Here is a 14,084-nt window from a genome sequence, read left to right on the forward strand (position 1 = left end):
GAACGCGATTACAGCTGAACCGCAGGCGCTTGTGCAGCCCGATTCTGCTGTCCCGTTGGCTTTGTAGCCGTCGCAAGACGGAGGACCGAACGTATATCGGGCCGGCTTGCCTTGCCCGCACTGACGGTCAGGAAGGAGTTCAAACCGAGCCGCTTGCGATCCGTCCCTTTAGTCGCCAGGGTCAGTGGTTTGAGACACGGCTTGTCCAGCAAGAGCCTGATTTCGTACTGCACCGAAGGCACTGCAAACAGGCTGACCATCTCTTTCAGCGCGGCGTGAGACCGGCCATTTGGCAGGAAAGCCTTCGCCGTCTCATCATCCAGCGGACCGATATGCAGGCGGACCCGCAAGTCGTTGCGCCACGCACGCGCGCCGAGCACAGTGCCGAAGCCGAGGGTGGGATCGGTGACGCCCAGTGTGCTGCGGATCTTTTGCGGTATCGGGTCCCAGGCACCGACGAATTCCTCGACACGGACCGGAACGCCGAAATACTCGCCCAGCACGCGTTCCACTGTCGAGGCGGCGACCGGGCGCGTCCTGAGCAGTCCGGCGTAGAAGCCAGCCACTTCCGCGGGAATCGATGCATAGGGCCTGGCTGGTCCGAAGCTGGTCGGCCGGAGCCCGCCCAGTGCGCTCAGCATCGGAAGCAGATCGTCCTGCGCCCGCGTGTTCAGGCCGTGTTCGACACGGTATTTTCCCCACGCCTCGTAGTGCAGGCCAATGACTCGATTCGAAAACAGATCGATGAATGGCTTCCAGCTCTCGTCCGCGCCCAGGCTCGTCCTGGCGGCCGCCCGTTCGGTGTCATGCAGGGGCAGCGTGCCGCTTGCGCCGAGCAGTCCGATAAATGCCGGCGTGATGTGAATGCGAGGGATGGCTTGCCCTGGCGTTCCGGTGGCGTCGAGCGTTTCGACCTGCATGCTCTCGATCTCACTGGCCGGAAAAGCCAGCGACAGGCTGTTCCGAAAGCGCAGGACCCGGCTGAATGCTTGGGCGTATGGGATGCCCTGTTGGCGCAGCAGCCGCACCAGGATATTCAGCAGTTGTGCGAACCGGTAGCGGTATGGCGCCGCGCGCAGCTGCTCGGTCATGACAGCGGCATGCTGCCGCTTCTCGGTTTGCATCGGAACAGCTCCTCCCCGGACTGGTGTGACAGGATCACGAGTTCGATAAAGCTGTTCATCTGGACGTACAGCGCAAAGAACTGGTCGATGACCTGGACGAACAGGTGCAAGCCGGCGCCGACGAAGGCATCTTCATTGATCGTCAGGCGCACTTCGGTCCCGTGCGCCAACGACGACCCGCGTTTGTGCCTCAACCAGGCGGTGGCCTCGGCATGTTCAAGCCCGACGATGCCGGCGATCTGTCGCCGCGAGACCGCCGATCCGGTGAAGTCGTACAAGGCCAGCAGTTCGCGCAAGCCGTCCGCGCCTTCGGTCGCGAGCGAGTGATGGTTCAGCGTCAGGTGCGAGATGAGGCGCCAGTGGGCGCCCTGGCCATTTGCCAGGCGATGGGGGCGCGTGGGCCTGCGAAGAAAACGGATCGCCGTGCCCTGTGCTGCGCCGGGAATGGACAGGTCGCCGTCGGCCGAGCCGGATTTCAACAAGCAAGGCAAGTCCCGGTTCGTGCAGGTGAGGTCGATTGACAGCGTTGTTCTCTCGACCTCGATTGGCGCACCGTCGACGTCGACCAGCGAGATGACTTTTTCATGGCCCGGACTGGTGGCTGCCAGCGTGTCGTCATGGCGCAGTATCCAGTAGCGTCCCTTGCGCGCATCGCTCTCGCCGTGCCGGAGGGCATAGAAGGGGCGGAATTCGACTGGCGCGATGCCTTTGCCTTGCTGCTGCACTAGGTGAACCCGGTCGACGGAATAGACTTCGTACGCTGCCGCATGCGCGGAATGCGCCAGCACGGAATATTCGGCTGTTTGCTGGCTGTAGCCGATCGGGACGCCTGGTTGCTTGAACAGGTTGACGACTGGGGTGCAGTCAGGGATCAGGCTTTGCGTCGACAGCCCGGCGAGCATCCTTGCCTGGTCCGAGCCCGGCGGCACGCCTGCGAGCGCCAGATGCAGCGTGAAGCGGGTGCAACCTGCGGGGAGGCGCGCGCAGAGTGTAGCCAGGTCGATGTCGACGAAGCTGAACTTTTCTGGGAAGGCAAAGTACTCCGCAAGAACCCGGTAGGCGCGGTGCGAGCGGGCCTCGAACGGGATCAAGGCATCATCGTCGGAAAAGCCGACCGGTGCGATTGGTATCGCAGAGACCGGAATCCATGTTGCGTCGCCTGCTGCTTGGACGTACGCCGATGATGCTCGCATGAACAGCGCATCGCGCAGCGCTGCGCAAAACGAAGAGTCTCCGTCGAGATAGACCCTGAATGGGGTCGAGATACTCGGGGGAATAGGAGCCGTGGACTCGAACTCGATGCCGATCGACGCCGTCACGCCCGGCGGCAACCTTGTCGAAGACGGCGCGCGGATGACAGCATCGAACCAGGCCGAGGCAATGGCGAGCGGGGACGGCGTGACGTCATATGCGGTCTGGAACTTGCAGTTCACGCCGCGAACCGGCGCCGACTCCAGCAAAGTTCCCTGCGGGACGGTTCCGGTGCTGCCGCCAGCGCCGCGGGCGGCCGGGAGAAAGCGCACGATCGCACAGGAGGGAAACGGCCGAAGATAGTGCGGAAACAGGAGGTTGAGCAGCGCCTCCGTAAATTGCGGATAGGAGTCGTCCAGTCGTTTCGACACCCGGGCGCATAGCAGGGCGACGGACTGGATCAGGCGTTCGACATGCGGATCATCGCAGGCGTCGCCGCCGATCTGCAGCTTGGCCGCCACCTTTGGATAGCGCTCGCCATACTCGCGGCAAAGCTGCCGCATGGTGACGAGCTCGCGTTCGTACTGCGCAAACAGTTCATCCATGGTGGTTGTGCCTAAGGAGCGCTGCGTACGCTCTGGACCGAATAGCGCTGCAGCGACGGCTGGAACACGGCGTTGAATTGCATTGGTTCGGCTATCGGTGCGTTTTTCAATTCGGCGGTAATCACGAAGTCGACTCGGTTGATCGCCCCTTTCCTTGGCTGCAGCGTTGCCGTCACCCTGTGTAGCCGCGGTTCATGCCGTTCGATTGCCTGCCGGACCGCAGTGCAGATCCGTTTCTGATCGGTGTCGCTCGTCATGCACATGCCGGCAAAATCGATCAGGCCGTAGTTCACGATGGAGCCGCTGACTTCGGAGTAATCAGCCAGTGCGTTAGGGAGGAGAGCGGAACGGGTGTTGAGGAGTGCTTCCAAGTCGCGAGTGATGCTTTCCTTCCATTCGTCGGCCTTTTTGGACGGTGTGCGGAATCCGCCCTGAGGGGCGTCGTCATCGGCGTCCAAACGGTCGAACAAGCCGGGCACAAAACTCTGCATGCTGTTTCCTTTAAAGCCGTCGTGAAGCAGAAGAAGCGTCATTATTCCCTTCTTGCAGAGAATAAAGTTGCGTCTCATCAACGTATTTATTTAGCAGAACAAATTTAAGGTTTATGCGCCAGATCAACAATTTTTACGCAATGCCGGCCATGCTTTGTGGCATCTGAACAATGCGAATCTGCATCAGGAGAGACCGATGAGCATGGGAGCAAAAATCTTGTGGTCCGAGGGACTGACGCTGGGACCCCAGCATTTCCAGCGGCAGGACCTGTACCACGAGACACGACTGCTCGGGATGGCGTCTGCGCTGAATCCCAACTTCTGGGGTGTCCGCCGGCTGCAATGGAATATGGATGGGCTCGGCCATAATCTGCTCGAAGCGCAAGCGATGTCGCTGATCTTCCAGGATGGCGCAGTCTACGATGCGCCTGCAACAGACCTGTTGCCGCTTTCGGTCGACTTGACCCAGCTGCCGCAGGAGATCAACACCTTCACCATTTACGCCGCGCTCCCGACCATCCGGCCGCATGGCGCCAATGCGGAGGAGGGCGGCCGTTATGCGTTGGCGGAGGCGGAAACGTCCGACCTGTTCAGTGACGCGGTTCCGATCGATGTGCCGTTCCTGAAGAAGCGGCTCCGGCTGATTACCCACGTTGAGCCGCGAGATGGCCATGTCAGCTTTCCGGTGCTGCGCATCCATCGCGACCCGCGCGGTGGTTTCGAGGCGGATCCGACATTCGTCCCGCCATGCGTGGCGATCAGCGCTGCTCGTCCGCTCCAGCAGTTGCTTGACGGGCTGATGAGCGCGCTATCGGCAAAAATCGTGTCGCTGCATAACTCGCACCGGAAGACAAAGGCGTCCACCTTCGAGGTCCATGCCGGCGATATCACGTCTTGGTGGATGCTCAACATTATCAGCACGGCGAACGCGTCCCTGCAGCACTGCGCGCGTTCCCGGGTGCAGCATCCCGAGGACCTGTATGAGAAGCTCCTCGCACTGGCAGGCGGATTGATGACCTTTTCGGACAGGTACACAACGCCGGATCTGCCCGCCTACGTCCACGCCGATCCCGGCGTCACGTTTGCACAGCTCGATGCCGTGATCCGGGACCTGGTCGATACCGTCATTTCGGCTAAGTACTTCACCATTCCGCTCATAGCCGAGGACAGTCGCCGTACCCACTTCAAGGGTACGCTCGATTCTTCGAAAATTACCCAGGAAACGCAGCTTTGCCTTGCCGTGAGTGCGGACATGCCTCCACTCGAGCTGGTGGCTGCTGTACCGGTCCGGGTCAAGATCGGATCGCCCGACGATATCGAACGCATTGTGGCATCGGCACTCCCCGGCATTACGCTGACGCACATGCCGCAGGTGCCGGCGGCGGTGCCTATTCGTCCAGACACCTATTATTTCCTGCTGTCGACCAAGAATGGGCTCTACGAGAATGCGCTGAAAACGCAGGCGATTGCGATCTATGCGCCGGACGGGATGCGTGAGCTGAAAATGGAGCTGATCGCGTTCACGCAGTGAGTTCAACGGGTTCGGTACTGTCATTTCTCGAGTGTTATTGAACGTTGCTAATTGATATCGCTTCCGATTATTATCTAGGAATCATCTTTTACTTGGCACGTATGTAGGAAGCACGGCCTGGACCGGCATCAGCGCGTCCGGCGACGCAAGTGGAGCAACTGACATAATCTAATCGGCCTGCATTGGCCACCACTTTCTTAATATTGGCCGATGGACGATATCTCTTACCAAGCATCATCCCGCTTCGAGCACCTCCCTTCTCGCCGTAGCGACCGAGAGCTGGCGTTTCACCATGCGAGCGTCACTCAAGCACCAGATCGCCTCAGCAACCTGACCTAGGAGACCGCGCGGGGCGCTTCTGTTGCCTTCGCTGGCGAAACGCACGTCGGGCATCAAATATATCAACTCAACATTATCCCTGACATGACGATTTCAAGTTTGGAAGCCAATGCAATTTGGGACAGTTTTCTAAAACGCTGGCCTCTCGAAAAACTGGCCGAGATGACCCTAGAGGAGTACAGCAGGGCGGGGGATGCCGATTGTTTTACGTACGGCTGGCTTGAGCAAAAGACCGAACAACTTGGTTCCGTCTGGGGCGGCTCCGCCTTTAAATTCGGAGTTTATTCGCGCAAGGACCAGAGCGACAAGCCTGGTGGCGCGGGAAGAGCGTATTCGACCAAGTACGGTTGGTATGCGAAATATGGCAGCACCGCAGAAGAGGCGTTCGAGCGTGTGCGCGAGCTGGTCTGCGAGGTAGCGCGGGCCGCCCGCGCTGGCGACCTGGAAGCCGTCCAGCGGACCGATCTGGGCGCGACGATCAAATGGAAGCTCGCCTTCCTGTACCAGGATCGGTCCGCCCCGATCGTACTGCCGGTGTACAGCGGCGACCACCTTGCGGCGTATCTTGAGCGGACCTCGAAACGCAATATAGCGGACTTGCAGAAGGCTACGATGGCGCGGCGAGGCGATACCGATCTGTTCCAGTTCGGCGCCGAAGTTTGGGATACCGCAGGGGCAACGCTGGCGGCGATGAGTCTGCGGATGGAAGACGCGTTGGCGTATCTGCAGGAAAGTCCAGAGAGGTTCCAGCCGATCAAGAACCGGACCGATAAAATCGCAGGTTTCATGACGAGTGAAGGGCGCAATGTGGCGCTCGCGCTCGATAACAAGTCGGCCAGATTGTGGCTAGAACCTGGCACCTGGCTGGATACAGTCAAGTCGCAGCTGAAGGACATCGAGCAATATGCCGCCGACGAGTCTCGCAACACTAATCTGGACGCTAACGCGCCGCGTCTCGCGCGGGGACGGCCGGCAGTCTACTTGACGGTGCCGACCCGTGCCGCGCTGCTTGCCCTGTTCGACGCCTATGACACTCCCGAATCGCCTACAAATGACATCATGAGTTCCCAATCTTCCTTCGAAGACGTACAAATTCCACTGAATCAGATTCTGTACGGGCCGCCGGGCACGGGTAAGACCCACGCGACCATTCGCGAAACGCTGCGCATTTTGGACCCGGCATTTCTCGCGGCGCACGAGTCGGCGCCAGTCGTGCTGAAGGAGCGTTTCGACGCCCTGAACGCATCAGAACAGGTCCACTTCGTTACTTTCCACCAGAGCTTCAGTTACGAGGATTTCGTCGAGGGTCTGCGGGCGACGGTCAACGACGACAAACAGGTCGAATATGTGATCGAGCCGGGCGTCTTCAAACGCGTCTGCGATGGTGCCCGCACGCAGGGCGTACAGGCTGGAGTGGGAATTCGCAGCAATCCGCGCATCTGGAAGATCTCGATAAACGGCAGCGGGTCTAGCCCCGAGAAAACCTACTGTCTCAATCACCAGGAAGCGCGCATCGGCTGGGGCCGCACGGGCGACCTGAAGTCCGGCGAGAAAAACGCCTATCACAAGGGGCTTGGCACGGGAGAGCAGGGAACACTCGCCTACTTCGCCAACGAGATCGTGCCTGGGGACATCCTGCTTGTGCTGCACACTGCGGAACAATTCTGTGCGGTGGGGGTGGTGACCGGAGACTACCGCTACGACGACGAGGCGCCGCGGGGCATTCGTGACGACTACCAGCACGTTCGTCCCGTGACCTGGCTGTACCGCAACCTTGCGCTGTCGATTCTGCCGCTGAACGACAACAAGCAGCTGACGCAGAAGACGGTGTACCCGCTCGACCGCATCACCTGGGGCGATTTGCTGTCCTATCTGGAGCAGTCGAGCGCAAAGCCGATTCAGCAGGCCGAGGCCAAGGATGAGCGCAAACCGCATGTGCTGATCATCGACGAAATCAACCGCGGCAATATTTCGCGCATCTTCGGAGAACTCATCACGCTGATCGAACCAAGCAAGCGAATGGGAAAGCCGGATGCACTGACCGTCGTGCTGCCGTATTCGAAAAAGCCGTTCAGCGTGCCGGACAACGTCTATCTGATCGGCACCATGAACACCGCCGACCGTTCTCTGGCCGGACTGGACATCGCACTGCGCCGGCGCTTCACGTTCAGGGAAATGGCTCCGGATCCAGAACTGCTGATGAAGACCGAAGTCGAGGGCGTGAACATCGGTGTCATGCTGCGCGTGATGAACGAACGGATCAAGGTCTTGCTGGACCGTGACCACTGCCTCGGACATGCCTACTTCATGCCTCTGCGCGAGAAAACGAATCCGTCTCTGGCCGAACTTTCCTTCATTTTCAGGCAGCAGATCCTGCCTTTGCTGCAGGAGTATTTTTTCGAGGACTGGGAGCGTATCGCTTGGGTCCTGAACGACCAGGCAAAGAAGAACTCCGATCTGGCCTTCGTCGTGAAGGCTTCGGACGACCTGACCAAGCTGTTCGGCGCGGGGGCGGCGGCCAACCTGAGAGATGCCGACAAGCGCTGGCGTATCAATCACAAGGCCTTCGACAGGATCGACAGCTATCTCGGCATTATCGGAGACGCGGCGTGAAGACGGTGGTCGTGCGCGAATACGCACGGCTGACCACGGACGATGTCCCCGCTTCGCTCGACCAGGCCACCGTCACGTCCTCGGCGTTCGAATGGCTGTGCAATCTGGCGGCCGGCTTCAGCCGCTCAGGCGCGTCCTTGCTGCACTTGGAAAACCGGCGCTGGCTGCGCCTCGACAGCCATGTGGGTGTGATACAGACGCCCTGCGGCACCCTGCTGGAAATCCTGCCCAAACATACGCCGATCGCCGATGAGGCGACGGCAGGCGGGGCTCGTGCGCTGCTGGTCAGGATGCTCGCGGAAGCGCTCGATCTGCCGGTGCGCACTGCGGAGGTGGCCGACATCGCGATGTTTCGCCATCCGCTGCTGGAGTGGGTCATGCGGCGCTTCGTGTCTTCGCTCGACGATCTGGTCAAGCGTGGGTTGCGTTTCGATTACCAGCGGGTGCAAGAAGAGGCGCGTTACCTGCGCGGCCGGCTGGATGTCGTCAGGCAGATGCGCCAGCCTCCCGGGCGGAGGCATATGTTCAACATCCGGCATGACCTGTTCCTGCCCGACAGGCCGGAGAACCGCCTGCTCAAATCGGCGCTGATGCGCGTATGCCAGACCACCGCCCAGCCGGACACCTGGCGGCTAGCGCACGAACTGGCCGGCCTGTTCGCCGACATGCCGCACAGCGTCGACACATGGGCCGATTTCCGGGCGTGGCGTACGGATCGCCTGATGGCGCACTATACGGCGGTCCGACCGTGGTGCGAGCTGGTTCTGGGTGAGCACATGCCGCTGGCGGTACGCGGCGCGGTCAATGGCATCAGCCTGCTGTTCCCGATGGAGAAGCTGTTCGAACGCTATGTGGAGGTGCGGCTTTCCAGGCAGCTGCCGCGGGCCTACCGGCTGAAAGCCCAGGCGCGCAGCGAATCGCTGTGCGTGCACGATGGCATCGACATGTTTCAGCTGCGCCCGGATTTTCTTGTGCTTGACGAGGGCAAGAACGTACTTGTGATGGACGCGAAGTGGAAGCTGCTAGCCACCTCAGAAAAGGCCAGCAAGTATGGCCTGAGCCAGAGTGATTTTTATCAAATGTTTGCCTATGGCCATAAGTATCTGAATGGCATCGGGAACATGGTGCTAATTTTTCCGAAGACGGTCGGGTTTGACGATGTGTTGCCGAGGTTCGATTTTTCTTCTCATCTCAAATTGTGGGTTGCACCTTTTGATCTTGACGCTGGGCTATTGAAATGGCCGTTCGAGCTGATGAGGGTTGAAGCTGGCTTGTGCCACTAGAAGGCTAGCAGCATTCGTGAGCGAGCAGCCGCGTGCGTCGAGGTGAAGTGAGCAACTACACCAATACAACTTTTATAGAACTTTTGTATCGATGTTCCCTGAGGATTAGAAGGTAGGTAAGGCTACGAGTATCACTTAATCCAACTTTTTGTTGCTGATTGATGATTTATAAGTTATATTAAGTGACATGTGAGTTACGTCCTGCCCCCTACTTACCCTGTAAGGTGAAATATGTCGAACTACGTTGTACATCCATCCTCGAAGAACATGTTGCCTCATCCGTATTCGCCCGAATTTCCTGCGGCTCTGAGAGCGCGACGGGAGTTGCTGGGTATGAGCCGAGCAGCGTTGGCGAGAGCCGCTGGAATCCACGGGGTGATGCCCCGACGCTACGAAGAGCCGGACTGTGGTGAGTTTGCGCGCCCGCGACCGGAGACCACGTGGCTTGCACTCAATCGTGCCCTTGGGTACGAAATCCCAACTGATCTCGAGCGAGATTTTACGAATGTTCTGGAGTTGCAAAACGAGGGGCTGTTCGGAAGCGGGCCAATAGCTGCCCCTGATGAGGCACTGTGGGCTCCGAACACATTGTCAGCCGAAGATGACGCCGCTACGCAGCCTCAAACCCCTAGCGGGTTAGTCGCCGATAAAGCCGTTGCAATACGTCCGTTGACCATTGCAGAGGCCAAGCAGGGGCTGTCACTGATGTTCGGTATCGATGCAACTCAGATCGAGATCCTGATCAAAGGGTAGTGCATGAACGGTGCGCATTTTCGGAGAGGCGCGCTCTTACGTACAGAGAAAAATTATGCTCGATCCAACAAATAGTGTAAAAAAAGCGGAAGTACTTCGGTTTCTTCACGAGCAGGTTTTTGACCCGATACTTACGTCCCCTAACGCATCCAACTCCCTCAAAAGCGGGATTCGGCAGACGATCATGCGCATGAACCAACGTGATGCCAAAGGCATCGTCCACTTCTACTGGTCTGCAGTTAGTGGAACGGAGCAAAGCATTAGCTTCGCAAAGAAAATGCGCGAAGAGGGCTTCAAAAGATTTGAAGATATTGTTGAAGATTTCAGAGAACGATTTAACGAAAAGTGGCTTGCGAACTGAATAGTCGAGGATCTGCTCGATGGGTGTGCGTTGCGCTTCCAGACTGCTGTACACCTTCGTCTCGACGAGAACGGTCTTGCCCGACGGTGTCACGTCTATAGCAACTCTACATGCGGGCTCGTCCAACCCTGGCAGCCTGCTATATTCGATCTTACCCCCCCCGACAACGACTCTTCGTCTAGTTGCGTTAGCAGCTTTTAGTATGTGACCTTAAATGTGGGACTATCCTCGGGACGGCTCTGGCGGCGGTCATAAATGCGTGTAGTCGCGATGTTTGCATGGCCCAGCCATTCTTGGACCTTTGCAATATCGGCACCGTTGTCAAGTGCGTTGGTAGCAGCGGTCGCGCGAAGTGCATGCGGCCCGAAACCCGCGACGTCGATCTGGAGCCTCTTGGCGTAACTGGCCAGCATCTTATAGACGCCGTCGGGCGTGATCGACGCAGTGCGGCCTCGTGAGTTGTTGCTGATTGAACGGAACAGCGCACTGCTTGGGTCATCGCTATGGCTCGCCGCCTCGAGGTATGTCGCGATCGCCCCGGCCGCAGCTGGGTGCAGCGGCACGTATCGTATCTTGCTACCCTTGCCCCGTACCTGCAGGTGCTTGACTCCGCGACGCTCCTGGATGTCGGCCACGCGCAGTGCGCACAGCTCGGCACGACGAAGGCCGTGATACAGCAGGGTGGCGAGAATCGCGCGATCGCGCCGACCGTGCAGAGTAGAGACATCGGCCACATTCAACAGCGCGCGTGCTTGGTGGTCGCCAATCGCTGGCGTCTTGCCTTGCCCGCTTTCCATCCTGGGGCGTTTTACCCCCTCGACCGGATTGCCGGTCACCGCATTGGATTCGCACAGGTAGTCGAACAGCGACGACAGCGCGGCAAGCTTGCGACGAATAGTCGCACCACTCAAGATGCGCCGCTCAAGGTCGTGACGCCAAGCCAATACATGGCCTCGGCTGACCTTGCGGAACTGCGTCGATTCCTCAATGCCGGTAAAGAGCATGAACTCGCGTAGGTCGCTTTCATACGCACGACGCGTGCGAGGGTTGTCGATGTTGGCGAACCAGGCAACCGCTGGCGGCACGTCGACCAAATGCAGGAACTGGACGGGTGTTAGGCTGCCGGATGGGGCAGCCTGGGGTGCAGTCAGTGGTAGCTTCGATGGCAATTGAACACCTTCATCAAAAATTTCAACACGCCGTTCGAGGCGAGCGAGGATGGCGCCGCCAGGCAGGTGTGGCCGAGCAGGTGCACCTTCGTTCTCTGGCCGCTGAAATACTCCAGGAGGCCTTGCGTGGGCTAGGTGGCTTTTGTTTGTCGAGACACTCTGCTTTGGGAATCGACGCCACATTATGTCGCCAAAACCGTAGCCTGCAACAGCAGGTTTTCCTGACCGCCACCTCGGTCCGCTGCTCGGCGCTCGAGCCTTACAGCTTCCCTCACCTTGAGCTCGGCGGTACTAGCGATAACGCTTTTTATCAATAGTAAGAAATTCGCGAGTAGTAATGGACAACTAGCCTATTAGGGTAGCCGACTACCAAACAATGCAGTGAGCCCTCCCTACTCTAGAAGGAGGAGACGCTTGAGATGCTGCGAAGTACGACTAGGTATGTGGCCATTGCGTATAGCACATCACGGATCGACCTTGCTACGTGCGTACTTAACCGTACCTAAGAACCAGCAGACTGATGCGTTAGGCCAGAGCACACTTCGAAACTTGTTGCGCGACTTACCTTGATGGTAAATAATACCCCTCCGGCCGCAAAACTTACCATCATGGTGAACTCTACCAATCCTTATCTCACGGTCTTGCCTGACATTTGTCACCCACCTTTGTGCACCGACCCAGATGGGAGCGATCGCAAAATTGGGGAGGAAGCACTGTGGAAGCTGCACGAACTTGTCGAAATAGCATCATCGGATGATGATGAGAATGTAAAGATGGTAACGAATAGGGCAGTGCGAGATTACGAAAATCTGGTCGAAAATGGTTTTGACTTGAACGACGTGCTAGCGCAACTTGCTGTAAAAGGTGTATTCAAGGGCTCTTGGTGGTGTAAGACCAGTCCATCGAAAGATCGCAACGGGAAACCTCGCGGAGTGGGAGCATGGATTCCTTGCGATGCATACTCAATCACGTTGGATTACGAAAATCCAAAAACTGGCTACTGTGGAATAGCTAATTATTATTTAAAGATGTGTAAGAGTCTTGATGGCTCTGTAGTTCTTTTTGTATCTGTACATTTATAGTCTTAACCAGGAGTGAATCATGAGTGCCAACTGCCCCGTTTGCTGCGAAGGCAATATCGTGCGCGAGACCTGGCCGGCGGAATTTGAGTATCAGGGCGTTACGTTATCTTCTGATTATATAGAGGAATATTGTGATGCTTGTGGTACTGCGCTGCAGTCGCCAAAAATAATTAGAGAAAATATAAGAAACAAGCAAAGAGAAAAGAATAAGCACGATGGATTACTGTTGGGTGATCAAATTCGTGATTTCTTAGATTCTTTTGGTATGACCCAGAAGTTGGCCGCTGAATTGTTTGGGGGCGGGCAAAGTGCGTTTGCAAAATATGAGGCTGATGAAATAGCTCATACAGTATCAATGGATCGTCTCCTGCGGCTATGTTTGGCCGAGCCTAAAAATATTATATTGCTAGCTAAAGAAAGCAATGTTCAGCTTCCCGTAAAAGTTGTAAAACGAGTTAACGAGGCCGAGAACGAAAAATTTATGGCAGTTGCGGAAGCCTGGGCAGCCTTGGAAGAGTCCGCCAAGGAATGGCACTCAAATTCATCTTTGTGCGCAAATGACGGAATTTTTAAAGCATATGCGGCAAATGATCATGATAAAAGGAAAAATTCGTCCGAATGGGCGCTTGAAGAGGAAATTGCGGCATGAAACCAAGTGCTCTCACTTTACGTGACCTGACATTTCTTGGAATTCGTGTAGAGATCGATCCCGACTACAACGAAAATTCCAAAGAATATGACTTTGATGGTGCACCTATGCACTGGGGACTTAGGCATGGCCCGCAAAAAGATGACGGATTATCGTGGTGGGTGGGTATGGACTTCGCCACAAAAGGAAGCGAGGAAAAACCCTGTCCATACTTGATCGAAGTTAAAGCTGTAGGGTTGTTCACGATAAGCGAAAAAGTTCCTGAAGATAAACGTGAAAAATTCGTCTTCGAAAGCGGTTCGTCTTTAGTGTATGGAGCAATTCGTGAAATGGTGTCGATGACGACATCTCGATCAGCACACGGTGCTCTCATGCTTCCAACTGCTAGTTTTGTTGGTGAATTCGAGAGTCATCAGAAAAAGATTCAGCAACAAACCGAGCGCAAATCGGAAGAAAGCTAAAGAAAGGTGTTTATTGGAATCGCCGACCTTTAGAAATTAAATTTTTTAAGATGTTGGTGTCGTAGCGAAAATCTAGCTAAGTGGCTTGGTTGGGCTAAGGAAATCCGCTTCAAGCGCGTCATTACCGGCCGGTTACTAGCACTTAAATAACAGTTTGATCGAGGAAACAATGACCGACCGTGAAGAAGAGCCATGTGACTGCTATGACCCGGATTGCGGTGAGTGCAACCAACGCATAGCTGACGAAGCCGAAGAAGTTGAGATGGCTGAACACTATCGTGCAATAGAGCAGCGGGAAGAACGCGACTTGCAACGTCAACTTGAAGGTGGCGATGATGATGATGGTGATGAAGAAGACCTAAACGGTTCGCACCCTATTGATGATCCAGATGATTTGGAAGACTAAGGCTATTTAAGCTTCCTGGCCACCCA

General features: G+C 56.9%; 13 protein-coding genes. 9 read left to right on the forward strand and 4 right to left on the reverse strand.

Features of this window, described 5'->3' with window-relative positions; genetic code table 11:
* Nucleotides 1-8: 8 nt before the first annotated feature.
* From tssG to tssE, 3 genes are read right to left on the reverse strand one after another with little or no spacing between them, the layout of a single operon-like run.
* On the reverse strand, nt 9-1,124 hold the full coding sequence (tssG, locus tag AC1DOQ_RS20650; RefSeq protein WP_477368575.1) for a type VI secretion system baseplate subunit TssG: 1,116 nt from the start codon (nt 1,122-1,124) through the stop codon (nt 9-11).
* Complete coding sequence (gene tssF, locus AC1DOQ_RS20655; protein ID WP_477368578.1) at nt 1,088-2,920, reverse strand: type VI secretion system baseplate subunit TssF; 1,833 nt, start codon at nt 2,918-2,920, stop codon at nt 1,088-1,090. The genes tssG and tssF overlap by 37 nt, the downstream gene beginning before the upstream one ends.
* A gap of 11 nt (nt 2,921-2,931) precedes the next feature.
* Nucleotides 2,932-3,453 carry a type VI secretion system baseplate subunit TssE gene (gene tssE / locus AC1DOQ_RS20660; RefSeq protein ID WP_477368581.1) on the reverse strand — a complete coding sequence of 174 codons (522 nt, stop codon included), beginning with the start codon at nt 3,451-3,453 and terminating at the stop codon, nt 2,932-2,934.
* 154 nt (nt 3,454-3,607) lie between these two features.
* Here tssE and tssK point away from each other — a divergent pair, with 154 nt between their 5' ends.
* From tssK to AC1DOQ_RS20685, 5 genes are all read left to right on the forward strand, one after another.
* Entirely contained in the window at nt 3,608-4,942 is a 1,335-nt protein-coding gene (gene tssK / locus AC1DOQ_RS20665) for a type VI secretion system baseplate subunit TssK (protein WP_477368585.1), read from the forward strand.
* A gap of 423 nt (nt 4,943-5,365) precedes the next feature.
* The gene (locus tag AC1DOQ_RS20670; protein ID WP_477368588.1) at nt 5,366-7,894 is read left to right on the forward strand and encodes an AAA family ATPase; all 2,529 of its coding nucleotides are present in this window, start codon (nt 5,366-5,368) and stop codon (nt 7,892-7,894) included.
* Nucleotides 7,891-9,177 carry an McrC family protein gene (locus AC1DOQ_RS20675; protein ID WP_477368591.1) on the forward strand — a complete coding sequence of 429 codons (1,287 nt, stop codon included), beginning with the start codon at nt 7,891-7,893 and terminating at the stop codon, nt 9,175-9,177. Before AC1DOQ_RS20670 ends, AC1DOQ_RS20675 begins: the two co-directional genes overlap by 4 nt.
* Nucleotides 9,178-9,408: 231 nt before the next feature.
* Nucleotides 9,409-9,930, forward strand: a complete 522-nt coding sequence (locus AC1DOQ_RS20680) for a helix-turn-helix domain-containing protein (protein WP_477368593.1) — start codon at nt 9,409-9,411, stop codon at nt 9,928-9,930.
* A 55-nt stretch (nt 9,931-9,985) separates the two neighbouring features.
* Nucleotides 9,986-10,291: a hypothetical protein gene (locus AC1DOQ_RS20685; protein WP_477368596.1), complete on the forward strand. Its 306-nt coding sequence runs from the start codon at nt 9,986-9,988 to the stop codon at nt 10,289-10,291.
* Between the two features lie 197 nt (nt 10,292-10,488).
* On the opposite strand, the gene AC1DOQ_RS20690 is transcribed toward AC1DOQ_RS20685, so the two are convergent.
* Nucleotides 10,489-11,643, reverse strand: coding sequence for a tyrosine-type recombinase/integrase (locus tag AC1DOQ_RS20690; RefSeq protein WP_477368599.1), 1,155 nt, complete (start codon nt 11,641-11,643; stop codon nt 10,489-10,491).
* Nucleotides 11,644-12,068: 425 nt separating this feature from the next.
* On the opposite strand from AC1DOQ_RS20690, the gene AC1DOQ_RS20695 reads away from it, so the two are divergent.
* The 4 genes from AC1DOQ_RS20695 (at nt 12,069) to AC1DOQ_RS20710 (ending at nt 14,058) form a co-directional block, all read left to right on the forward strand.
* Nucleotides 12,069-12,542, forward strand: coding sequence for a hypothetical protein (locus tag AC1DOQ_RS20695; protein ID WP_477368602.1), 474 nt, complete (start codon nt 12,069-12,071; stop codon nt 12,540-12,542).
* A gap of 19 nt (nt 12,543-12,561) precedes the next feature.
* Nucleotides 12,562-13,191: a type II toxin-antitoxin system MqsA family antitoxin gene (locus AC1DOQ_RS20700; protein ID WP_477368605.1), complete on the forward strand. Its 630-nt coding sequence runs from the start codon at nt 12,562-12,564 to the stop codon at nt 13,189-13,191.
* The gene (locus AC1DOQ_RS20705; RefSeq protein ID WP_477368608.1) at nt 13,188-13,652 is read left to right on the forward strand and encodes a protein-export chaperone SecB; all 465 of its coding nucleotides are present in this window, start codon (nt 13,188-13,190) and stop codon (nt 13,650-13,652) included. The genes AC1DOQ_RS20700 and AC1DOQ_RS20705 overlap by 4 nt, the downstream gene beginning before the upstream one ends.
* A 169-nt stretch (nt 13,653-13,821) precedes the next feature.
* Nucleotides 13,822-14,058 (forward strand): hypothetical protein, encoded by a 237-nt coding sequence (locus AC1DOQ_RS20710; RefSeq protein ID WP_477368611.1) that lies wholly within the window; start codon nt 13,822-13,824, stop codon nt 14,056-14,058.
* Nucleotides 14,059-14,084 lie beyond the last annotated feature (26 nt).

Source organism: Massilia sp. 01N417 (genome assembly GCF_056399645.1).